Genomic DNA, 19316 nt, shown 5'->3' with positions numbered 1-19316 from the left:
TAGATATGTCTTGAACCTTACTAAATTAAGTTAGTATTTTTGAAGACTTTTGCTTTTTTAAATATTCTTCATTAACATCTTTTATCCGAGGGTCTTTTTCCATTATTTCAGTGATTAATTCCCGTAGAGTAAAAGGATTTCTAAACACACCTTTCTCAATAATTATAGTTGTTAGTTCATTGATTTCTTTAGTCTCTTTATCAGGATGACCCACTATTATTAAACTAAACTCTGAAGAAAATTCAAAGTATAAATTCTTTATGAGTAGTTCGAGGTCTAAATCGTGTTCGGGATTATATGAATCGTCGTATTCACTTGTAAATTGCGATTTATATTGCGCTTGTATAACTTTTGTTAAAATGTGAATTGAATTTCTATAAGATTCATAAATTTTTTCACGATACCATTTTTGTCGCTCGCTTTCTACTTGCCAAATTCTTTGTTCTCTTTCTCGCTTCAATTGAAAATTATTATTAATACAATTACTAATTAATAACGATACGCTAGAAAATACAGCACCTACCAAAAAATTATTATTAATAATATTACTAATTAATAACGAGATATTAGACGATGCAGTACCTAACAAAAAATAAATACCTGGTAATTGGTATAGCATATTATTTTAATTTTTGAAACAGTGTAATAATGATAACTTTTTACTTGGAAGATTAGCAACTGTGAATCTGTGCTGGTTTCCGACCGCTAGAACTGTGCAAACACTCCCACCGCTCAGACTGTAACAGCCTTACCAAACACGCTTAGGGTGCGATTTAGGCAACGGTAGCAGTGCTTAAAGTACAAGTCACATTTCCCAGCCTAGGACGTGGAAGTGTTGCCGCTACATCAGGATATCGGTATAAGCAAGCTGTTTCAAGGCGTTTCTGGACAATTGCTACTCAAACATCTCTCACTGCTCTGCTTCAGGTTTAGGCTCCTTCAGTTTTTTCTCAAAAACTTGGATATTTGGGTCTGATAGCACAAAGCCGTTAGAGGTTGATTCACCCATCTTGCCGCCGATAGCAGCCACCCACATGGGATAGTTGGCAGCAGCATCCTCAAGCTTCTTCCATATTTTTGGTTTAACAGTAACGGACACTACCCGACCGTCGCAGTCAAGCTCAAAGGTTTTCCAGTTGTCTTTGTTAGTCTCTACGTTATTGGGGAGTTCGTTAATTTTGATGATGAGTTCGAGCTTGCCAATTGTCATAGGTAGTTTCGTTGGTTTAATGCGTTGCTCTTCTGATACTTTGTCAGCCTTGTTATATTTTCCAGCCTAGGGGTGAAAATCGCTACAGCTTTAGCGAATTAATCATATTCCCCGACCTAGGACTCGAAACTGGTACGGCTAGGTCAGGATACAGAATATTTTTAATTTTTATTTGACTCTCTAACTTTTAGAAGTGGGGTGCCATTTTCAGGCAACGGTGCATCAAACGTCTTGGCAACCAAAGCAGCCCCAACAATCTAGCTTTGAGACAAAGTGAAGGTCAATGGATAGCATTAAGCTTAATTATTAAGCTTAAGATACTCCAATTAACTCAACCCCAGACAGAAAGAAAGTCTGGGCTGTTTTTAGTTAGTTTTGAGTAGTTTTTAAAAAATCGAGGGGGTAGAGGGGGCAATATTTTCATTTTGCTTCCAGACCTGGGAGAGAAAAGTTTAAAAAAAAAAGCGCCTCAAAATCGGGTTTTATTTTTTTTCATTTCGGGATTTGAGATTGAGAAACCTCAGTAGGCAGGGTAAGGTAGTGGGTTGCAGGGTGAGAGCTAGGTGAGTTGCTGGGTGAGGTTAGGCGAGGATAACCCCAATTTCCCCGCTCACTCCAAAACCTTGTTCTAGGCGGGGATACAACACTTTCCCACTCACTCCAAAACCTTCTTCTAGGCGGAGGTAACCGTAAATCAGCAACGCGACAGGTTTTTTGTAAAGTTTGTATAAACGAGAGAAAGCTGCCAACCAAACTTATTAAAAAAGAAACATCAAAATGTTAAAAAAGAAACACCAAGAGCAGAAAGACTTTGGGTATTTGGTAATTTAACTTGTGACGACTATGAAAAACCTTTTCTCGCAAGCCCGCATTTTGGGAACTGTCGTTTGGGTATTGGTTCTCGGTTCCCTGGTGCTGGCTGCCATCGACCCCAGTACCCGACCGATGTTTGGGGATTTGACTAAAGTTGTGGTTGGAGCTTATACCGGGCTGTACCTCCCTGCACCCCATCAAAGATTACGACTGCGATAAACCGTACCGCTAGGTGAGGATATCCATATTTCCCTATCTTGGACTCAAAACTGGTACGGCTAGGTCAGGATACAGAAATTTGTGATTTTTATTTAGCTCTCTAGCTTTTAGAAGTGGGATGTCATTCATTTTCAGGCAACGATACATCAAACATATTGGTAACCAAATCAGCCCCAACCATCTAGCTTTCGGAAGTTAGAGAGTAAGACGTGTAAGACACTTTCACTCAGAACAAAGCAATTTTACCCCCTAGATTTTAGGTTTTTTAAAACCTTGTTACTGCAAGTTAAAGGAGCAGTCCACAGGTTTTTTAAAATTTACACTCCGCACAAACTAGCTACTCGGAAAAAAGTTTCAGCTCCGGGAAAAAGTTTGGTGTGAAAAAGTGTGGTGTTCGGACTTCCTGTAGGAACTGTTTCGCGATCGCACCAAAGTTTAGTATTTACCTGACTACAAAAGATAAGGGCAGCAAAAATGAAAGATAGATTTTTTGATGAACCGTCACTGGGAATAGGTATAAAACTAATTAGCCAAATTGCTGATGAACTTAGTTATACCCACACTTCTGAACGTCGCAATTGTCTTTCGATTGTTAAATATTTCCAGCCCGTACTACCTCAAGATAACATTCAAGCAGGTGGTTTGAAGCCATCGAGCGATGTTTTGAGCATCTTTAACTGGCTGAAAAAGCAAATAACTAGCCAATCTGCTCGAAATTCTCACCAGCTACTGCAAAAAATCACTCTTGAGCTCAATAGTGACATTGCTACTGTTAGCCAAGTTTTGTGGTGGGTGGAGCAGCTAGATAATCTACCTATTCCCGAAACAGTTTTGCAGCTTTCCCGACTTGCGGTGGTTGAAGGGTTTATCCTCGCCGTTCACCATCACAAAAATATGCCGTCAGACACTTCGATCGATCTTTCGATTGCAGTATTTAACGAACGTCTTGAAATCAAAATTTGGGATTGGGGAAAGCCTTTTAACTTCAAGGCTAAGTTGAACGAAGAGTAAAAAAAAAAGATCCGTTCGGTTTGAGCGAGATTGGATTTGTGTTTCAGTAAAGCTGTTCTTTAATTGCTGACTTTTAATTTACACGAAAAAGAAACTTTTTTGTGATGACTGCTAATCCTGCTCTCAAATTTTTGTTGTCAATGATGACCCGCCCATCCTCCCTCGTAGGTCACTCCAACAATGTACGTCTCAATGTTGGTTTTATTACCCACTTGATAAACCTGCAACTGCAGTAAGTTTTGCTCCAACACGCTGCTCAATTTCTGGAACCGCTGCACTGTTTCCCGTTCATCCTGGTTGTGCCAATTTTCTTCTTGGGCGGTCATCATAAAGAAGCTGTCAACCGTCTTATTTCAAGAGGAGTGTTTGCTGGGTTGTTGGTCGTTTGCAGCAGTTTTGCCGGGGTTAGTTCTTTCTGTATCTGCTAGCTAACAATTTCAAAAGGAACATCGGTTTCGCTAGTAGAAACTTTAGCTAACCCTCTGCGATCAGCTAAAGTTTCTACTAGCGATGATTTCTAAAACCATTGAGCGCGATTAAATATAAACAGCCCTTTTGTATTTTTTTCAATTTTAATTACTAGCTCGCTTACTGTAAAGCAGGAAGAAGTCAGGGCGATCGGGAATCGAGTTAGACGGGGAAAGGGGTATTTTCAAGCTTAGAGCTTGTAACCGTTGCAGCTACGCTAGGATAATCCAATTTTCCCAGGCTAGAGCTTGAACTCTTTGGAGTTATAGCCGTTCTCAGAAAGATGAGGTACGGCTGGGCATAGGGCATAGGCCTCCGTGGGCATAGGGCCTACCTCATTTTTTTGAGAACCGCTATACATCAGGATAGCTAGTTTTTTTGATTGGGATTCACAAATTGTATTTCTACTAGACAGCGCCAATCCTTGAAATAGTGCTTAAACAAAGAAATTCGTAACGGGGATATTGCCCACAGGGGGAAAAACCCCGGTGGTTCTTAATTGAATCACTAAATCGTTACTCGCCTGAAAACCAGCAGTAGCATCATTCATAACAAGGTAGTTATTGAGGATCGCGGAATTTGTAGCCACAACTAAAGCAGCGCTGTTAATTCCTAGAGCTTGGTTTCCGGCTAATCCTCCATCAGCGTCAATAAACACTTGATCTACCAGAAGTTGTAAAGTGGTGGCAGTGCTATTATCGGCAGCACGGCTGAAGCTACTAGGGGCATTCATCACGGCTCCACCTTCTTGAGTCAACAAGTCGATTTTATCAGTGCCGATCGCAAAGTCGCCCACGCTATCCCTGGCGGATACAGAGGACTCTCCAAATTTGAAGAGGAAAGTATCTGCACCTTGATTACCTATTAGAGCATCTTGACCGCCTCCGCCATTGAGCGTATTATTGCCGTCGCTACCTAAAATAAGGTTGGCTAGATTATTTCCAAAGCCGTCCACCGATCCGCTGCCTGTTAAACGGAGCTTTTCAACTTCTGCAGGTAAGGTGTAGGTGATGTTGGACCACACCTCGTCTTGGGTTCCTTGACCTGCAAGTTCAATGACGATATCTCTTCCATCATTGTCAATGCTGTAGATATCGTCCCCTAATCCGCCTCTAAATTGGTCGCCTCCGCCAAAGCCAGTCAGGTAATTATTAGCGGCGTTGCCAGTAATGATGTTAGATAGGCTATTTCCAAAACCGTTAATCGGTGCGCTGCCTTCTAAACTAAGGTTTTCAACTTCTGCTTCAGGTAAGCCGTAGCTCACGGTTGAGCGCACCTCGTCGGTTCCTTGACCTGCAAATTCAGCGACCTTATCTTCTCTATTATCCACTTTGTAGATATCGTTACCCAATCCGCCTGTAAGTTCATCAGCTCCCGTACCGCCATCGAGTTCATTATTAGCGGCGTTGCCAATGATCTTATTAGGTAGAGTATTTCCAGTGCCATTTATCGGGCCACTGCCTCCTAAACGGAGGTTTTCAACTTCTGTAAGTAAGGTGTATGTGATGGTAGAGCGCACCTCGTCGGTTCCTCCACCTGCAAGTTCAGTAACAACATCTCCTGTATCATCCACAAAGTAAGTATCGTTACCTAATCCTCCTGTAAGTTGGTCAGCTCCCGTACCTCCATCGAGCCAATTATTAGCAGTGTTGCCAGTAATCGTATTAGGTAGAGTATTTCCATAGCCAGTAATTGCAGCATTGCTGTCAAGAGAGAGGTTTTCAACGTTTGCAGATAAGGTATAATAGGTAACTCTAGATTCCACCCGGTCGATTCCTTGATCAGGAAGTTCGTTGACGATATCTCCGACATTATCTACAACGTAAGTATCTATACCCAATCCGCCTGCAAGTTGATCGGCTCCAAGACCTCCATCTAAACGATCGTCACCCTCGTCACCATTTAGCGTGTCGTTTCCCGCATCTCCGTAAAGTTGATCGTGTTCTCCCAATCCATTAATGGTTTCTGGATAGACAGTTCCGTATAAGAAATTACGGTTACCAGTACCATTAATAACCACGGGTACAATATTAAGTTGAATATTACCTGTAGAATTCCCGTAACCATCGACTGCTATTTGATAGGTTGTCCCGGCTGTGGCATACAGGCTAACCAGGCTAGTATAATTTCCTCCCGCATCATCATCAGATTTAATCAGATTGAGGTAATTAACCTGATTACCATCGAAAACCGACAACCAAGTGTCAAAATTACTATTTTTGGTATCAATAGTATAAGTCCCATTATAGGGTGGTGTCCAAGACCACCATACCGAGTTAATCACTCCACTTTGGCCGGGTTCACCTACTTCCCCCGTGGCTCCAATATTTGATCCTTGTCCATTCGGCGCTAAACCGCTAAGCAAAGTTTTGTTAGCAAAATTATCATTCAAAGTCATAGCCTTTTCACCTTTTTTTTGTTGGAGGTTGATAGGAGTATAGAGTTAACAGGGGGACCCAAATTTTTTCTGCGTTTTGTAATAAAACTTTATACGGAGTGTTCGATAGTGAGTAAATGCCTGTTTTTGGGACCAACATAATTGGTGCTTATATGTCGCTCAAAATAAGGCATGAGACATATCCTGACCCAGCGCTTAAAAGTGCTAAAGCTAGGCAGGCAAAACCAATATTGGGGGTATACACCAAACTCCGACAGGTATCTTAGTTTATGTCCCAGTTTATTGAGCTTTTAAATTAGCAGCTTTTTCAAAGTAACGAATACAAATTGGAAAAATAATTAAAACAACTTGAACTTTTTTGGAACCCAGTTAGAGGTCTTGTTATTGAGTGTCGGGGTTATCTTTAGCCTTGTTTGCCCTGAGCCGGTCGTTTACCAAGCGTTTGTTGCTCTGTTCGGTATACGCTGCAAACCCCAAGACCCAGAGCATCCGGTGCAGTTCGGCAGGTTTCCAACCCTCATCCTTAGCTAATTCTTGCATTTGCTCTAAAAGCGGAGCAGGCACGGAAAAATCAATGCGTACCATTTTAGGAGCATCACTGTCGGGCATTTTCAATATTTCCACAATTCATATACTGCTTATCCTACAAGGATTGAGGGGCTCCTAAGTCATTATGGATTCTCGCTCATGCCCAATATTCAACTCTGAGGGTATACACAGGGACTCAGAAGGGGGTATAATGTGGAAATTCATCCAAAACCAAACCCCGCCCCCCATGACTCGCAATCTCAAAGGGCGGGGTACGGCACTCACATTAATGAGGTTTTCCCATGATGACACAAATACCGATACCGATAGCGGTTGAGGTGTCCGCCACCGCAGCAACTCCAGGAGTGGCGGGCGCTTCTTTGTATCCTTCACTGTTGGCATCCGCAGAAAAGATGGCAGACCCGGAGCTCTGGGCTCTGATGGAAGCAGCCGTTTACTCGCTCCGCCAAAGGGACACGCTCACCCGCTCCATTAAAGAGTGCGGTACTGTCGAATGTTTTGGCACTCGCTGGCCCCAAGATTTCGATTTCTTGCCAACCGATTCCGAAGCCATCGCCCTCGTGGAAGCCATAGCCGACCAATTCTCCCGCCGCCAACTCCACACCTGTTGGCAATCGCTGCTGACTGCTTGCAACCGCATCCAAAAGCTTGCCCTGATTGAAGCGATAACTTACGCCCAGCACTATTCATCGACGGTGCTTCAAGCGCTCTCTCAATGCGAACTATCGGATTTGTTTTCCGATTCCTTGGAACACTTGGACGTTTGGCTTTCCGAACCCGAAGCCCTGCGCCTAATTCGCTTGTTCTCCGGTTCCCTGTTAGCTTCATCGGAAGCTGCACCCTCTCCAGGCGACGGGAGGGACGATCGATGAAAGCACTCAAAAGCCATCAATTCAAGTGGAGCGTTACCGTCACCCGCAAGTACAATCCACCCCGCCAGATTATAGTTTTCGGGCGATCGCCAGCAGAAGCGCTCCAAGATGCCGTAGCTTCTGCCCGCGAAGTCTGGGGTATCTGGGATGCCAAATCATTTAGCCCGCCAGAAAGGAAATAATTTTTTTTGATTCTTCGTTAGCTACTTCGGGCGACTCCGAAAACAGCTAACGAAAGAATCAGAGTTTCGGGTGATGTAGCTAACAAGTAGCCAATCAAATGCCAGAAAATGCCAACACCTAAAAAGCCTGTAGACGTAGCTGTTTTTAACAGTCGGTGCGGCCAATGGAACCATCGAAATTACTTCAGAGCAGAGGTAAGGATAATTCTAGGTAAAGGGGGAAAACCGATGCCTGAAGCTACTTTCAAAACCAGACTCGCTCTTTTAGAAGCAGAATGCCCCGAGTTTCAGAGACAACCTTACCGCCGGACATTTTCTCAATTTCATTTGAACTGCTTGCTAACCCTAGAAACTTGGATTCTTGAAGCCAACCGCTGCATTGCCACTGTTCGAGAACGATTAGCACAAGAAGGATTACCCACCCATGAATACCGAACCGACAATTGACCGCCGCGACATCAAAGCCAAATGGGGACTTAACAAAGTTTCTGACGTAACCAACGCTCGCAAAGCTTTAGGGCAGCCCGATTGGCAAAACTCTCTTTTAAACCCTGATGACAGCGCAGAAATCGACCTTTATTTCGAGTTGGTACTGAATCAGCGAATTGCACCGCCTTTGGCACTCGAACAAATAGCGAACACTCGAAACGGACGCGGTGAATACTGCAACGACATCGACTCTGAAGCGATCGCCAGCGGGGAAAACCGCGATGCTGAAGAAGAGAAAAGCGGAGCGATACAAGCCATTGAGGGAATGACTCGCGAAGCATCCTTGGGGATGGCCGATGTTGCCGGAGCAGTGAGCCACCAAATCTTAGATGCTTTTAAGATTTCTCTCACCGCCAATCTGACAAGTGGATTGACCGAGATGGCATCTCAGATTCGAGGTAATTTTGGTGTCCTTGCCGATGCCGTGAAAGCGGCCCCTTTGGACTTGAGGGATGCAAATCTACCAGCCCCAAAGCCTTTGTTACCAATCAAGCCAGCACCGCAGCGGAGGATTTCACCAGGACTCTGGTAGACGCTCACAAAGAGCTAGGGGAAGCCCTAGCTTTCCAACAGGCTAAGCGTGAAAAAGTGTTGTTTCAGCTAATCTTTTTTCTGAGCCTGAGATGCGGGGGCAACAAACAACGTAAAACAACTGAGTTGCCCTTCAATACAAATGCTGAAGATACAATAGCATTAATGAGGTTTTTGTAAGTATTTCTGGAGAAATTAATGCTGATTTCAGTATGCAGTAGAGAAGTCCTTAGCTGGCACGACGACACCTATGTTTTTGTTTACAACTCAGCGAACGAATGCCAGCGCTTTTGTCAGATTAAAGACCTCAGCATGTATTACATGAAAGAGCAAATTTTAAGGTTTGGTGCCGAAAAACTCTTCTTGGAACCAGCAGACGAGAACAAAAATCTCTGCATTCCCCAAGAAAAGTATTTCCCTGCAGAATGCGTGGGCCCAGAACAATGCACCTACCCAGGAGTGTGCTATCGCGTCGAAACTGAACAACAAGACTCAGAATGTTGGGAAGGAGATCGCGATGGTTGAGAGTTTTGGATTCGTTGAAATGTATTTGGTTCCCTTAACACTTTGGAGAACTATTAAGTCTAAGTTTGCCGTAATTAGCGAGGTTGCTGTGCTGGTGGGAGGTTGTGCATGAGCGTAAAAATCAGAGAGGTTTTAGCGACAATTCATTATGCTGAGTCAGGAAGAAAAGAGCAAAAATTAGTGCATTTTCTTTTTACAAAGACCAGGAAAAGTGTCAGCTAGTACATCTATCAGCGATAACTTAGCTGTACCCATTCCTGCAACAACCATTCGTATCAATTTGTCTGTTTCTATTCCTGAGCCAGAAGTCAGCCCTAATTTGACAGCATCCTTAATTCAATTGTTGATGCCGACCGATGAATTTAAACAAACTACTGAGGTACAAAATGCTGACTAAGATTTTTAACTTTCTGGTTGTTAAAGTTGTCTATAGACTCGTAAATGTTAGATTTCTCCGCTTTCCCAATCAAGCCGAAATCAGGAAGCCAATAGTTGAGAAACTAGCAGAAGAGAGTTTAACTTACGAAGACAGGGAAGTCGTTGTCCTAATAGTCAACAAAAATAATTGTTGGGAATGGAGCGTAATGTTTGGGTGTATCGTCTTTGAAATAGGAAAGTGTGCCACGAAAGAAGAAGCAATGGCTAGCGCCGAGGCAGAAATAAATAGGTTTTGTGCAGATGATTAAGGTACAAAATAATGAAGCGTTCCGAACCAATCAAAGACCAAAAGTTGCTACTTCCAGCAAATCTTACTGAAGAAGATCAGTTCTACGCCGAATGTAACACAAACGGAATAAACCTGGTAGATCGGGTAAATGGCAAGCCAGTTTATGTTTATCCCTACTGGATAGACAGACCCAATTGCAATTGGCACAGTCCACCAGTCGCAGAAGATGAGGATGAGGTTGAGGTTGAAGATGAAAGTGAGCCTGAAAGTGAAGATGAGGAGCGAGGTAATAGAAAAGGCTGGATAAATCGATTAACGGCGTGGTGGAAACGACGCGATGCTATCAATATCAACTTCTTGGAAGAATCGTAGTTAATGAGGTAACAAGAAATGAGCAGCGAATTAGACAGAGTAAAGCAGTTAGTGGAACTAGACCCAGCACCAGAGGCAATTGTCAAATCTGTAGACATGGCATGGGCTGTGTACCGTAAAGGACAAATCCCCGACAACTACCTGATTTGTAAAGAGATGTTGTGGCATGGAATCTGTCAGATTTTGGGTTACATTCCGGCTCATATTAAATGTAGCGGTCAAGGACAGGTTTACATTTCATTTAGTCCGAATGACATCAGCAAGTAGAAGACTAACGAGACATTAACCCACCGAGTCTAGAGGTTAGTTGCGAATTGGTAATGCGACAATTGAGATGTACTCTGCAACAGCTAACAACCAAAAAATATGAACAAAAAACCAGATGGTAGCCAATCTTTCGATTTCAATAATTTAACCCTCAAACAGCCAACAATTAGCGAGAATTTGACACTCAAACAGCCAGCAATCAGCGACGATTTAACGCTAGAGCAGCCAGCAATAGGTGGTGACTGGTTGATTCAACTCAAACCGCCCACAATCAGCGACGACTTGACGCAAAGGTTCATTCACCATTTGACGCTTCCTGATTTTAACCACAGCAATGAAACTTCGAGGTAACAACTATGTCTGATAAGCTCTCGGTCATTTGTGCATCGCTCCTGTTTGCAGCTATTCCCGCTATGCTACTTTACGCAGGTCAATCTATCTACCACGACGGTTATCGGCAAGCCGTAAAAGATTTACCGCCAACAGTAGTTCAAGGCGACCAGAATATCGACAACAGCACGAACCACAACTATCAATTTGCACCCTCGCTGGGAGGCAAATAATCTATCCCCAATCAATTAGAGGACTCAGTATTAATTAAAGGACACAAATCATGAGCCAAATTGAGACGATAGATGAACTCTTTGCAACTAACAATCCCGAAACCTGGAAAACTTACATCCCTTTGTTCATCGAGTTGTACGTGTGTAAGTCATCCATAACAGCACTGGGGGTAGTTTTAACTAGAGATCACATCCCCGCGCTCATGTCAGAAATGGTCAGCGACAAAGCCGCGCGAACTTGGGTGGAGTTGTGGCAAGAATCTACTACCCAATACAAAGAATTTGAGATTCCGAGGTCGCTCCTCAACGCAGCAGTTCGGTATAAGGAAACCAAGGGCGACCGACGGGCGTTGATGGTGCTTCCTCAAGAGCTAAGGGGTTTATTGCAACCGTTGGTTGCTTCACAACTACCAAAAAACTAGGAAACCAGGTAATGTTCGAGGGGCTTTTTTGTCCCTCTTAAAAAACTTCTCGCATCCTAATTAACGAGCCGCAAGATTAAAGGAGACAAACCATGAGCCAAATTGTTAAATATACTGGTGGTGGAGCCATAGCACCAGCCCTAGTCGGAAAAGTCAAAGCATTTGATAGCGCACCTGAAATGTTGACTACTTTTCAGGGATACTACGGTTTCGACCCCTCAGCGTTTGCGGGGATGTCCGAGGAAGAATTGGGGGCATTCGTAGATTCGGTTGAAGAAATCAAGTTCCTGATTGCAAACCTCGACAAACTAGAAAAACACGTCAGCGATTATATTGACGGCGTTGTCAAATACAACGAGTTTGTAGCCCGATGCGTCAAAGCCGGTGCTAATGGCATGGAAAAGATCGATCGAGCCACGCTCGACGTGTTCTTGGCATGGAAAGGTTGGCAGGCCAATACTAAAAAGCTAGCCAAAGATTCGGATGTTGGCGTAAAGCTTCTCGACCAAGAAGTTAGCGATTACGGGGATTTAGGAGAATACGATCTGGAGATTTCTCTGAAGATCATGGCTAACAGATTAGCCCGCAGAAAAGCGGTGCTCTCCCAAAAGCCAGAACAAGAAGAAGCACTTTTCTCGTGGCGGCAAGAAGCTCAAGAAGCCCAAAAGGCCGAGAAACAAAGGATTCAAGATTTAATCGCTTACGGTACTCGCGGGAAATACGGTTTGCCATCATCGAGTAGCCCGCAATTGAGTCCTGCCAGCAGCGCTAGCAATAACGCTAGCAATAGCGCTAGCAATAACGCTAGCAAGGCAAGCGGGTGGCTAAAAAAATGGGGCGGTAAAGCCTTTGATTATTTCTCCGGGAAGTAGCCATGCAGTTACCACCATTTCTCATCCCCAAACCTCAAAATCCTCCTGTCTCTCCACTTTCACAACAACCACAACTCCCCGACCTAGAAGAATCAGACCAATTGAGGTTTCTCAAAAACCTAAATAGCTTCTGCGGTCAAGGATTTTGGTTTGCGGTTGGGTTGTCAATTGCTCACGTTGCGAGGATTCTCTGTGCTCCTGTAATGCTCGTCGCAGTGATTTTGGTTGCCGGGTTTCTGTTTGTAGTAAAACCGAAAAACCCAACGCCTTACTTGCTGTCGATGCGTCGGATTAGCGGATTGGTGGTGATTGTCGGAACTATTGCTGCATTTTGGGATGCGGCGTGGCTGCTAGCAAATATGCCTTTAAGCGTAGGCTTTGGCTTCGGCTTAATCCCTGTGTGGCACCTTGTCGCGATTGTCGGTGTGGCGGTGGCTCTGCTTTTGTTGGTCGCACTGCTGCGGAGGTGGATGCCGTGAAAAGCGCGATCGCTCCTTTAATTGTGGGCATCGGGTGTAGCGGGTTTAGCTTGTTCGGGTACTTTGACAAACACGTCAGCTATTGCAATGGAGCTACAAACCCCTGTACGCCTGTTGTGGTATCGGGTTCCCAATATCCCAAGAATGCTAAGTTTGTGAAGCTGCATCAAGGCTGGGGGCTGCTGCGTACTGCATCCGGCGTAATTGGTGCAATCAGCTTTGGGGCGGGTTATTTCACATCGGGTGCAGCATCGGTGAAGCAGAGAAAGAGCGAGGAAGAGGCTGCGATATTTGAGGCACGGCAAAAGCAGTTAGAAGCAACTACCAGCGACATTTTGGATGAGGAAGAAATCCAGAAAACAGCGATTGCTGCTGATTTGAGAGTGAAGGACTTCAAGCGTGAACTCTACGACGGCTACAACACGCTTTATTTAGAGAAGAATCCCGAACTGTTGGATGCTTTAACTACCGCCGCTCCCAAATCTTTACCCGCTCCAATGGAATCAAAGTCCGAGGAAGTTGAAAATGCGGAACTCCTATTAAACACAGCATCCGCCCAAAATAACAATCAATTGTTGGGCGTAGAACTGCCAATTACCCCAGATTTAGGCGTTAAATTCTTTGATTGGAACCAGTTTAGGAATACTCCTGAGATGTTTCCTCACTTGAGAGGAGTTGCACCCACAAATGGCGGAAAAACCACGCTATTTGATTGGCTGATGGATGTGATGCCATGCGATAAAAAGCTAGTAATTACCATCAAACGGAAACCGCATCAATGGACTGGATTAGAGGTAATTGGAGTTCCCGAAGATTACGGTGCCATCCGAACAGCTTTAGAAAGTTTGCAGTCTGAAAGAATTCGTCGCACTGTATTGATGGCGAAGGGAATTGATTTCCCAATTTGGAATGTGGGCATTGATGAATGGAGAGTGATTAGCAAGAATATCAAAGCGATTGTCGATCGCAAAACCAAGCAAATCATATCGCCTTCTGCCAAACAGATTATGGGCGATATGATTACTCTCGCCCGCGAACTCGGCATCCGCATCTTTGCTCTGGCTCAGGGGCGGCAGGTGGTGACATGGGGATTAGAGGATGAGAGCGATTTAGCTGAGTGTTTTTGCAGCATTTATATGGGTAGATTCGCCCTAGAGGAGTGTGAAAAGTATCGCAACAAATATCCCAAGGATTCGGAACAATACGCCAAGTACCAGCAAGTACGGGATTACTTGGAATCTTGGGGGAATCGGGCTGCATGGATTAGCTGCGAATTGGGTGAATTCCCGGCTGTTGTGCCCGACTTGAGCGGTTGGAAGCGAGAGGTTATAAAAGAGCCAATTGAGCCAACTGCTGACACGAATCAAGAGAAAGCCGGGATTAGCCAAACAAGCGAAAATGATGACCCGCAACAACTTTGGGAATTAGCAAAACAGCGCCTTGAAGAGACTTTTAAATCATCAGAAATTGCTGAAACAGGGGAGCACTCAGAGCGGGATACGCAAGAACCTGACGTATCCGTACCGCAACCCCAACAGGGCGGTGGGATACCTCTAGAACCCTTGCCAGATAAAGAGTATCCCATTCGAGACGGCGCGTCTCTCGTATCCAGGTACTTCTGTGAAACAACGGAATCGGCTCTTTTCGAGCAGGTATTAGCGTATCTAGATACGAGTCGCAATGCCTCTGATATTATTAAAAATGTTTTGAAATGCACCAAACCCGATAAGGATTCGCCGCGTTCGTATTCAAGCGTCGGCAAGCCCGTATTTATTTACTTGATTCGGAAATACGGAACGGCGGCCTTGATTGCACATTTTGCCGATTTCTTGGATAGGTAAAAACCTGAATAATCCTGGGTAAAAGTCAGACCAGAAAGACGAACTGTTAGAGAATTGCCGCAAAGCTTTAGCAGCCGATGCTTAAGAAGGGAAATTTGAGTGATGTTAGCTGCTGCGGATACCTTAAGCCGAGGTGGTATTGGTTGTTTCAATTCGCAGGCAGTGACGCTTATTTGATAAAATAATTAAATTGTCGTTTAGTTTTGCAGCGGGTGACTCATCCCCCAAGCTGGGGGTTTTCTATTTGGATGCTACTTGCTTTGTGAGCTAGTTGGGTGGTTTTAAAATACTACCCATCGAGCTATATTTTGAATGTGCTGTTTTCATATTAGGCTATCAAATATGGGACTAACCAAATATAGTTGGTGGGGTGAATCCAACGAACCGCCACCGCACCTGAAAACTAAAAAGCAACTGGGTGAACTGGGTTTATCGCCTCTGAAACCTTCAGGCATCATCGAAACGCGGAAATATGACGTGTTCCTCTACGACACCAACAATCCTGAATCCTGCCGACCCAAAAGAAAGCCCACTCCCAAACAATTGGAAACCCTGGCAGCCAACCGCCTCCAAGCCCAAATTAAAAGAGATTATCAAGAGTGGTATCGCGAAGTAGGTTTCATAGAAAAAGATAGGGTAAGAGCGGTGAAGTGGGCTCGCGAACAGCTTCTTGTACCTGATGGATGGTTGATTCTGGATACTGAAACTACGGGGCTAAATGATGCAGAGATTGTGGAAATTGCAATTATTAATCCGTTGGGAGAACCGCTGCTCAATACACTCGTTAGACCTACGATTTCTATTCCCGCAGAAGCAACGGAAATTCACGGGATAACGGATGAAGATGTAAATGATGCACCGACTTTTCCAGAGATTTACCCTTCCATTGCGGAAGTTTTGGAAGATAAACAAGTGTTAATATACAATTCTGCCTTTGATATCAAAATTTTAAATGACTGCTGCAAATTGCACGGCTTGCCAATGTTAAATTTACAACAACGCTCCGAATGCCTGATGGAATGGGCTGCACAGTGGAAGGGATCTTGGAGCAATTATTATAAAAATTATAGGTATTTCCCTCTCAACGGCGGACACCGAGCATTAGGAGATTGCATAGCAGCCCTCCAGTTAATTAAGAAGATGGCAGCGGATTCGGATCGAATCAATTGCCCCGTGCCAATTCCTCAGAAAAACTCATGAGCTCCCAATCAATAGCATCATCGGGAAACAGGGATAACTGCCCCGGCGATACGTTAGACTGACCGCGGTTGTGGTACGACAAGTGACACGCGGTACACAGAGCGATTAAGTTTTCTGGGCGATTGTCCTCCGGTATCCGATTGCGATGGTGCACCGCCAAAGTTAAAGCACACCGTTCAGATTTGGTTAAGCCGCTTTGTTTACCGGGTCGGAGGCATTGTTGATGGCACTTAGCACAGCGCCACCCCGCGTTTTCTTTCACCGAGATCGCAATCTGTTGCCAATTGTCGGGATACCTCTTGGGTTTAGGCATAGCTCATTTCTCTACCAATAAGGCGATCGCTTTTCCTGTCACCGTTCAATCTATTTTAGAGAGCTGCGAATCCCCTAAAAACGCCGCTGCAATAAATTTCCAAGTTTGCTTCAATCCATTGAGCTGTTTCGAGATATCCCAAAGCTACGGCTTGAAGGCGCACCATGTTTGCATTAAACATATTGGTCGTCTGTGCTTCTCGAACTGCATTAATGCCTTCCAGGATGGGTTCTGGGATGTGGATCGGTTCCTCTGACTCTAGCGCACTGGGCACCTTCCCCAACAAACCGAGATATTCCTTTACCCGCAGCTCGAAGTTAGCTTCAGCTTCAGCTAAATCTGTGAAGTACCGACCGTAATAAAAGCCACCGTCTTGACAGTTGTAAAAGTGTGTTACCCATTCTTCATTCGGACGCCATTCTCTGAGAGTAATGTAACCGGGGGCTTGACCGCCATCACCGGGGATAGGATGCGATTTTAATATGGAGTGACTTTGAGTGTTCATAAACAATTTGTGTGTGTTGAATTAGGAGAATTTGTAGTCGATGGGCTTGGGCAACTTGAAAAGTAAGTACCAACTGCCACAGGGGTGTAGGGCGCGTTGCGGGTGCATCGGTATTCTTTCATCTGATTAGTTAAGCACGAGGTTTGAGAAATTGTAAAAGTTCATCTCCATGTTTTCCAATCGGGTTATAGCCTATTGGTAGCCAAAAGTAATCAGAAGCCCAATAATCGCCGTCGAAATCTTTCAACCACCAATCATCATCTACACCGCCCAAACAAATCTTTTCTACGTTGAAGTAAAGCTTGATTCGTTGAAAATTATTAGCCATCGGTTGAACCATCAATCAAAAAGCTGGGGGATACTCAAAAGCAGGTTGCCAGTTACTATTAATTAGCCTACCCGTTTTTGCTGCATTGTAGTTCCTCTCCAAAAAAGAGCGGCGCTTGGGTTCTGAATCACCCGTCTGCTGTATCAGCGTTTCGCGTAACGGGTGGTGGCTGCCAATCAAAAACTCGTTCCTGGTGCTGAGCCTTTCTAGAAACCGAAGCTGGGGGAGCTGGTCGAATTTCCCACCCACCCCGCGATTGCAGCTAACGCAAGCTAGCACGAGATTCCAGATGCCGTCAATGGGATGAGCGATGCCGTAGTTGATGAGAACGCGGGGGAAAAAGTGGTCTACATCCGTTAAATCTGCTGCACTGCTGATAATCGAAATATCGCCAAAGCAATAGAAACACTTACCCCTTTGATAACCGTTTAAAGCACCGCGACACGAGGTAATGTTGACCCGGCGAGCGCGATTCTGAGTAAATAGCAGGCTTTCGTCGAGGTCGCAACCAATGGAAATGAGATTGCGGGATACTTTCAACTCCCATGCCGTTTCCACCAACCGCCACCGCGCATCCACCTCTTTGGGTAAGTTCTGCCCCTGGTTTCCCTCCAACATCCCAAATAACTCATCGGTCAGGGTAATGGCTTTAGCACCCCGGCGTTCGTAAGCGAAGAAACGCATCGGTGTCTCCGCTTGATTGACGTTGTGGAACTTGTCGAGCACCACCTTGAACCCTTCTTTCGCCGTAATCGAAATCAATTCCTCGTAGCTAATCTCACCCCGGTCGTATCGGCGGCAAGCTTCCAAGAAGGGGTAGGGAACATTGGTTTGTTGAGATTGGCTATCACACAGGCGCAGGTGTTCCAGAGTATGCCGCGCATAAGCTTGTGCCAACTCTTCCAAGGTAATGGTGCTTTTACCACCGGGTGCTAACTCCAACAGCGACTGAGCTAGCGCAAACTTGTACGAGGCGACGTTCTTGCCAAAGAGGATGATGCCCCGCCAATAATCCTCTATTGATGGTGCATCTCCCAAGAAATAAGACATACGCCCCTTGACAATAGTTCGTAAACTAACTACACTAGCTAGCAGGTTATCGAAAAGGCGAGCGCCCGAGTCCGGTCAAAGTCAAGAGCGATCGCCCAGCACCCAAAGCAAATCGGATACAAGATTAATGAAAGCACAGATTTACGTGAACAGGCACATCGCTGCCGCCAACAAAAAAGCCAGCAAGCTGAAGGGAGCCTTGGTGGACGAGCGGGCCATCAGCATCAACACTTACTTGGGGTCGGTTTATGCCAAGCGGGTAGAGTTCACCGGCGGCTGCGTGTTGGTTCAGGATGCGAGCAAAGCTCGGTGTTCGGGAGCGACTATTTGGATTGAAGCTGCATTCGAGAGTTTGGTGATAGACGGGGTAGCGGCAGACAGATCGATGTTCGACAAGGGGAAAAGATGACAGTTAAAAAGTTCGCCGAAGCGTGCATCGAAAGTTTTATCGCCAGCAAGATATTAGGTTTTACAGGAGGGCGAGTATGCTCAAAGGCAAAGAATACATGACTCAACCACAGCAAGTCCTGGTTGCAGAATTCGAGGCCGGCATCGAATCGGAATACGCGCTTTGTATAGCCGAGCTCCAAAAAGCCCAGCAAGCCATTGAACGGGCGGCGGCAGGCTTAACCGAACAAGAGCGAAACTTAGCCAATTCCGAAATCGACGCGCTCCGCAAGTATTGGTACGAGCGGTTAGAAGCTCTCATCAATCTTGTATCCTGGAGGGCGCCGAAGTTGCTCCAACAATTGAACGAAAAGTATCCGCAATCGCTATCTTAAGCACCTTATTAGGAGTTTAGTTCGAGAGTTTGGTGATAGGTGGCGTAATGGCAAACAAAACGGCGTTGAAAAAGGAGAAAGCATGAATACAGCGGAGCTAATTATTGCCGAACTACAGAAATCCTTGTCCTTCAAAGGATTGAAAATTAACAAACTGGATTCTCCCGTTACTAACGGCTACTCCGAAGAATGGGATATCCAAGATAGCGAGGGGTGGAACTATGCAGGTTTTGGAGTCAAAAATGGGGGCTGCGAATACACCCTTGCGTCCAACAAATCTTTACCCTTTGAAGCTCAACCAACAATCGATTGGGTGCAAGCTGAGATTATCCGAGTTCACCAATTAGCTTCTAGCACGGACGCCCCCTAAACAAATAATCCGGAGTCT

At 45.0% G+C, this 19316-nt stretch carries 29 protein-coding genes and 1 pseudogene; 21 read left to right on the top strand and 9 right to left on the bottom strand.

The annotated features are described in order from the left end of the window. Positions 1 to 25: 25 nt before the first annotated feature. Positions 26 to 619: a hypothetical protein gene (locus tag QUA23_RS16430; protein ID WP_333077008.1), complete on the bottom strand. Its 594-nt coding sequence runs from the start codon at positions 617 to 619 to the stop codon at positions 26 to 28. Positions 620 to 910: 291 nt separating this feature from the next. Next, the gene (locus QUA23_RS16425) at positions 911 to 1210 is read right to left on the bottom strand and encodes a hypothetical protein (RefSeq protein WP_333077007.1); all 300 of its coding nucleotides are present in this window, start codon (positions 1208 to 1210) and stop codon (positions 911 to 913) included. 843 nt (positions 1211 to 2053) lie between these two features. Between QUA23_RS16425 and QUA23_RS16420 the strand changes: the two genes are divergently transcribed. Both QUA23_RS16420 and QUA23_RS16415 read left to right on the top strand, forming a co-directional pair. Then, positions 2054 to 2242, top strand: a complete 189-nt coding sequence (locus tag QUA23_RS16420; RefSeq protein WP_333077005.1) for a hypothetical protein — start codon at positions 2054 to 2056, stop codon at positions 2240 to 2242. A 474-nt stretch (positions 2243 to 2716) separates the two neighbouring features. Further along, entirely contained in the window at positions 2717 to 3253 is a 537-nt protein-coding gene (locus QUA23_RS16415) for an ATP-binding protein (protein ID WP_333077003.1), read from the top strand. A gap of 137 nt (positions 3254 to 3390) precedes the next feature. Here QUA23_RS16415 and QUA23_RS16410 read toward each other — a convergent pair. From QUA23_RS16410 to QUA23_RS16400, 3 genes and pseudogenes are all read right to left on the bottom strand, one after another. Beyond that, positions 3391 to 3588 (bottom strand): annotated as a pseudogene (locus QUA23_RS16410) (nuclease A inhibitor family protein); the annotation flags it as partial. A 569-nt stretch (positions 3589 to 4157) separates the two neighbouring features. After that, complete coding sequence (locus tag QUA23_RS16405; RefSeq protein WP_333077002.1) at positions 4158 to 6119, bottom strand: calcium-binding protein; 1962 nt, start codon at positions 6117 to 6119, stop codon at positions 4158 to 4160. 381 nt (positions 6120 to 6500) lie between these two features. Beyond that, positions 6501 to 6728, bottom strand: coding sequence for a hypothetical protein (locus QUA23_RS16400; protein WP_333077001.1), 228 nt, complete (start codon positions 6726 to 6728; stop codon positions 6501 to 6503). A gap of 221 nt (positions 6729 to 6949) precedes the next feature. Here QUA23_RS16400 and QUA23_RS16395 point away from each other — a divergent pair, with 221 nt between their 5' ends. The 16 genes from QUA23_RS16395 to QUA23_RS16320 all read left to right on the top strand — a co-directional run bounded on the left by QUA23_RS16395 (position 6950) and on the right by QUA23_RS16320 (position 15950). After that, complete coding sequence (locus QUA23_RS16395) at positions 6950 to 7540, top strand: hypothetical protein (protein ID WP_333076999.1); 591 nt, start codon at positions 6950 to 6952, stop codon at positions 7538 to 7540. Beyond that, on the top strand, positions 7537 to 7722 hold the full coding sequence (locus QUA23_RS16390) for a hypothetical protein (protein ID WP_333076997.1): 186 nt from the start codon (positions 7537 to 7539) through the stop codon (positions 7720 to 7722). The genes QUA23_RS16395 and QUA23_RS16390 overlap by 4 nt, the downstream gene beginning before the upstream one ends. Positions 7723 to 7830: 108 nt before the next feature. Continuing rightward, positions 7831 to 8169, top strand: coding sequence for a hypothetical protein (locus QUA23_RS16385; protein WP_333076996.1), 339 nt, complete (start codon positions 7831 to 7833; stop codon positions 8167 to 8169). Continuing rightward, positions 8147 to 8743, top strand: a complete 597-nt coding sequence (locus QUA23_RS16380; protein WP_333076995.1) for a hypothetical protein — start codon at positions 8147 to 8149, stop codon at positions 8741 to 8743. Before QUA23_RS16385 ends, QUA23_RS16380 begins: the two co-directional genes overlap by 23 nt. Before the next feature lie 197 nt (positions 8744 to 8940). Next, entirely contained in the window at positions 8941 to 9267 is a 327-nt protein-coding gene (locus QUA23_RS16375; protein ID WP_333076994.1) for a hypothetical protein, read from the top strand. Between the two features lie 211 nt (positions 9268 to 9478). After that, complete coding sequence (locus tag QUA23_RS16370) at positions 9479 to 9664, top strand: hypothetical protein (protein WP_333076992.1); 186 nt, start codon at positions 9479 to 9481, stop codon at positions 9662 to 9664. Continuing rightward, positions 9654 to 9953 carry a hypothetical protein gene (locus tag QUA23_RS16365; RefSeq protein ID WP_333076990.1) on the top strand — a complete coding sequence of 100 codons (300 nt, stop codon included), beginning with the start codon at positions 9654 to 9656 and terminating at the stop codon, positions 9951 to 9953. Before QUA23_RS16370 ends, QUA23_RS16365 begins: the two co-directional genes overlap by 11 nt. An 11-nt stretch (positions 9954 to 9964) precedes the next feature. Beyond that, positions 9965 to 10306 carry a hypothetical protein gene (locus QUA23_RS16360; RefSeq protein WP_333076987.1) on the top strand — a complete coding sequence of 114 codons (342 nt, stop codon included), beginning with the start codon at positions 9965 to 9967 and terminating at the stop codon, positions 10304 to 10306. Positions 10307 to 10324: 18 nt separating this feature from the next. Further along, on the top strand, positions 10325 to 10573 hold the full coding sequence (locus QUA23_RS16355) for a hypothetical protein (RefSeq protein ID WP_333076985.1): 249 nt from the start codon (positions 10325 to 10327) through the stop codon (positions 10571 to 10573). A 99-nt stretch (positions 10574 to 10672) separates the two neighbouring features. Next, positions 10673 to 10924, top strand: a complete 252-nt coding sequence (locus QUA23_RS16350; protein WP_333076983.1) for a hypothetical protein — start codon at positions 10673 to 10675, stop codon at positions 10922 to 10924. Positions 10925 to 10929: 5 nt separating this feature from the next. After that, complete coding sequence (locus tag QUA23_RS16345) at positions 10930 to 11136, top strand: hypothetical protein (protein WP_333076982.1); 207 nt, start codon at positions 10930 to 10932, stop codon at positions 11134 to 11136. A gap of 50 nt (positions 11137 to 11186) precedes the next feature. Next, complete coding sequence (locus tag QUA23_RS16340; protein ID WP_333076981.1) at positions 11187 to 11558, top strand: hypothetical protein; 372 nt, start codon at positions 11187 to 11189, stop codon at positions 11556 to 11558. 92 nt (positions 11559 to 11650) lie between these two features. Continuing rightward, positions 11651 to 12430, top strand: coding sequence for a hypothetical protein (locus QUA23_RS16335; RefSeq protein ID WP_333076979.1), 780 nt, complete (start codon positions 11651 to 11653; stop codon positions 12428 to 12430). Between the two features lie 2 nt (positions 12431 to 12432). Further along, positions 12433 to 12909: a hypothetical protein gene (locus QUA23_RS16330; RefSeq protein ID WP_333076977.1), complete on the top strand. Its 477-nt coding sequence runs from the start codon at positions 12433 to 12435 to the stop codon at positions 12907 to 12909. Then, positions 12831 to 14750 (top strand): hypothetical protein, encoded by a 1920-nt coding sequence (locus QUA23_RS16325; RefSeq protein ID WP_333076975.1) that lies wholly within the window; start codon positions 12831 to 12833, stop codon positions 14748 to 14750. The genes QUA23_RS16330 and QUA23_RS16325 overlap by 79 nt, the downstream gene beginning before the upstream one ends. A 342-nt stretch (positions 14751 to 15092) precedes the next feature. Continuing rightward, positions 15093 to 15950, top strand: coding sequence for a 3'-5' exonuclease (locus tag QUA23_RS16320; protein WP_333076973.1), 858 nt, complete (start codon positions 15093 to 15095; stop codon positions 15948 to 15950). On the opposite strand, the gene QUA23_RS16315 is transcribed toward QUA23_RS16320, so the two are convergent. From QUA23_RS16315 to QUA23_RS16300, 4 genes are all read right to left on the bottom strand, one after another. Continuing rightward, on the bottom strand, positions 15913 to 16263 hold the full coding sequence (locus QUA23_RS16315) for an HNH endonuclease (protein WP_333076972.1): 351 nt from the start codon (positions 16261 to 16263) through the stop codon (positions 15913 to 15915). The two genes, QUA23_RS16320 and QUA23_RS16315, sit on opposite strands and share 38 nt — an antisense overlap. A 55-nt stretch (positions 16264 to 16318) precedes the next feature. Then, on the bottom strand, positions 16319 to 16768 hold the full coding sequence (locus QUA23_RS16310) for a DUF5049 domain-containing protein (RefSeq protein ID WP_333076970.1): 450 nt from the start codon (positions 16766 to 16768) through the stop codon (positions 16319 to 16321). A 130-nt stretch (positions 16769 to 16898) separates the two neighbouring features. Then, positions 16899 to 17096, bottom strand: coding sequence for a hypothetical protein (locus QUA23_RS16305; RefSeq protein WP_333076968.1), 198 nt, complete (start codon positions 17094 to 17096; stop codon positions 16899 to 16901). A gap of 15 nt (positions 17097 to 17111) precedes the next feature. Continuing rightward, on the bottom strand, positions 17112 to 18146 hold the full coding sequence (locus tag QUA23_RS16300) for a hypothetical protein (RefSeq protein ID WP_333076966.1): 1035 nt from the start codon (positions 18144 to 18146) through the stop codon (positions 17112 to 17114). Between the two features lie 127 nt (positions 18147 to 18273). Here QUA23_RS16300 and QUA23_RS16295 point away from each other — a divergent pair, with 127 nt between their 5' ends. From QUA23_RS16295 to QUA23_RS16285, 3 genes are all read left to right on the top strand, one after another. Continuing rightward, positions 18274 to 18555 (top strand): hypothetical protein, encoded by a 282-nt coding sequence (locus QUA23_RS16295; RefSeq protein ID WP_333076964.1) that lies wholly within the window; start codon positions 18274 to 18276, stop codon positions 18553 to 18555. 76 nt (positions 18556 to 18631) lie between these two features. After that, complete coding sequence (locus QUA23_RS16290; RefSeq protein WP_333076963.1) at positions 18632 to 18928, top strand: hypothetical protein; 297 nt, start codon at positions 18632 to 18634, stop codon at positions 18926 to 18928. A gap of 82 nt (positions 18929 to 19010) precedes the next feature. Further along, positions 19011 to 19298, top strand: coding sequence for a hypothetical protein (locus QUA23_RS16285; RefSeq protein ID WP_333076962.1), 288 nt, complete (start codon positions 19011 to 19013; stop codon positions 19296 to 19298). Positions 19299 to 19316: the final 18 nt, after the last annotated feature.

It is taken from the genome of Microcoleus sp. Pol1C5 (assembly GCF_036701115.1).
Taxonomy (GTDB): Bacteria; Cyanobacteriota; Cyanobacteriia; order Cyanobacteriales; family Microcoleaceae; genus Microcoleus.
The sequence above is the reverse complement of the archived record's forward strand: the minus strand, read 5'-3'. Positions and strand labels throughout refer to the sequence as shown.

Bases quoted from the DNA above. Each gene is read 5' to 3' on its own strand.
- QUA23_RS16340 (WP_333076981.1), top strand. From the start codon at position 11,187: ATGAGCCAAATTGAGACGATAGATGAACTCTTTGCAACTAACAATCCC.
- QUA23_RS16310 (WP_333076970.1), bottom strand. From the start codon at position 16,768: ATGAACACTCAAAGTCACTCCATATTAAAATCGCATCCTATCCCCGGT.
- QUA23_RS16400 (WP_333077001.1), bottom strand. From the start codon at position 6,728: ATGCCCGACAGTGATGCTCCTAAAATGGTACGCATTGATTTTTCCGTG.
- QUA23_RS16375 (WP_333076994.1), top strand. From the start codon at position 8,941: ATGCTGATTTCAGTATGCAGTAGAGAAGTCCTTAGCTGGCACGACGAC.
- QUA23_RS16415 (WP_333077003.1), top strand. From the start codon at position 2,717: ATGAAAGATAGATTTTTTGATGAACCGTCACTGGGAATAGGTATAAAA.
- QUA23_RS16385 (WP_333076996.1), top strand. From the start codon at position 7,831: ATGCCAACACCTAAAAAGCCTGTAGACGTAGCTGTTTTTAACAGTCGG.
- QUA23_RS16395 (WP_333076999.1), top strand. From the start codon at position 6,950: ATGATGACACAAATACCGATACCGATAGCGGTTGAGGTGTCCGCCACC.
- QUA23_RS16295 (WP_333076964.1), top strand. From the start codon at position 18,274: ATGAAAGCACAGATTTACGTGAACAGGCACATCGCTGCCGCCAACAAA.
- QUA23_RS16285 (WP_333076962.1), top strand. From the start codon at position 19,011: ATGAATACAGCGGAGCTAATTATTGCCGAACTACAGAAATCCTTGTCC.
- QUA23_RS16330 (WP_333076977.1), top strand. From the start codon at position 12,433: ATGCAGTTACCACCATTTCTCATCCCCAAACCTCAAAATCCTCCTGTC.
- QUA23_RS16380 (WP_333076995.1), top strand. From the start codon at position 8,147: ATGAATACCGAACCGACAATTGACCGCCGCGACATCAAAGCCAAATGG.
- QUA23_RS16345 (WP_333076982.1), top strand. From the start codon at position 10,930: ATGTCTGATAAGCTCTCGGTCATTTGTGCATCGCTCCTGTTTGCAGCT.
- QUA23_RS16390 (WP_333076997.1), top strand. From the start codon at position 7,537: ATGAAAGCACTCAAAAGCCATCAATTCAAGTGGAGCGTTACCGTCACC.
- QUA23_RS16320 (WP_333076973.1), top strand. From the start codon at position 15,093: ATGGGACTAACCAAATATAGTTGGTGGGGTGAATCCAACGAACCGCCA.
- QUA23_RS16365 (WP_333076990.1), top strand. From the start codon at position 9,654: ATGCTGACTAAGATTTTTAACTTTCTGGTTGTTAAAGTTGTCTATAGA.
- QUA23_RS16430 (WP_333077008.1), bottom strand. From the start codon at position 619: ATGCTATACCAATTACCAGGTATTTATTTTTTGTTAGGTACTGCATCG.
- QUA23_RS16300 (WP_333076966.1), bottom strand. From the start codon at position 18,146: ATGTCTTATTTCTTGGGAGATGCACCATCAATAGAGGATTATTGGCGG.
- QUA23_RS16335 (WP_333076979.1), top strand. From the start codon at position 11,651: ATGAGCCAAATTGTTAAATATACTGGTGGTGGAGCCATAGCACCAGCC.
- QUA23_RS16360 (WP_333076987.1), top strand. From the start codon at position 9,965: ATGAAGCGTTCCGAACCAATCAAAGACCAAAAGTTGCTACTTCCAGCA.
- QUA23_RS16290 (WP_333076963.1), top strand. From the start codon at position 18,632: ATGCTCAAAGGCAAAGAATACATGACTCAACCACAGCAAGTCCTGGTT.
- QUA23_RS16425 (WP_333077007.1), bottom strand. From the start codon at position 1,210: ATGACAATTGGCAAGCTCGAACTCATCATCAAAATTAACGAACTCCCC.
- QUA23_RS16355 (WP_333076985.1), top strand. From the start codon at position 10,325: ATGAGCAGCGAATTAGACAGAGTAAAGCAGTTAGTGGAACTAGACCCA.
- QUA23_RS16315 (WP_333076972.1), bottom strand. From the start codon at position 16,263: ATGCCTAAACCCAAGAGGTATCCCGACAATTGGCAACAGATTGCGATC.
- QUA23_RS16420 (WP_333077005.1), top strand. From the start codon at position 2,054: ATGAAAAACCTTTTCTCGCAAGCCCGCATTTTGGGAACTGTCGTTTGG.
- QUA23_RS16350 (WP_333076983.1), top strand. From the start codon at position 10,673: ATGAACAAAAAACCAGATGGTAGCCAATCTTTCGATTTCAATAATTTA.
- QUA23_RS16405 (WP_333077002.1), bottom strand. From the start codon at position 6,119: ATGACTTTGAATGATAATTTTGCTAACAAAACTTTGCTTAGCGGTTTA.
- QUA23_RS16305 (WP_333076968.1), bottom strand. From the start codon at position 17,096: ATGGCTAATAATTTTCAACGAATCAAGCTTTACTTCAACGTAGAAAAG.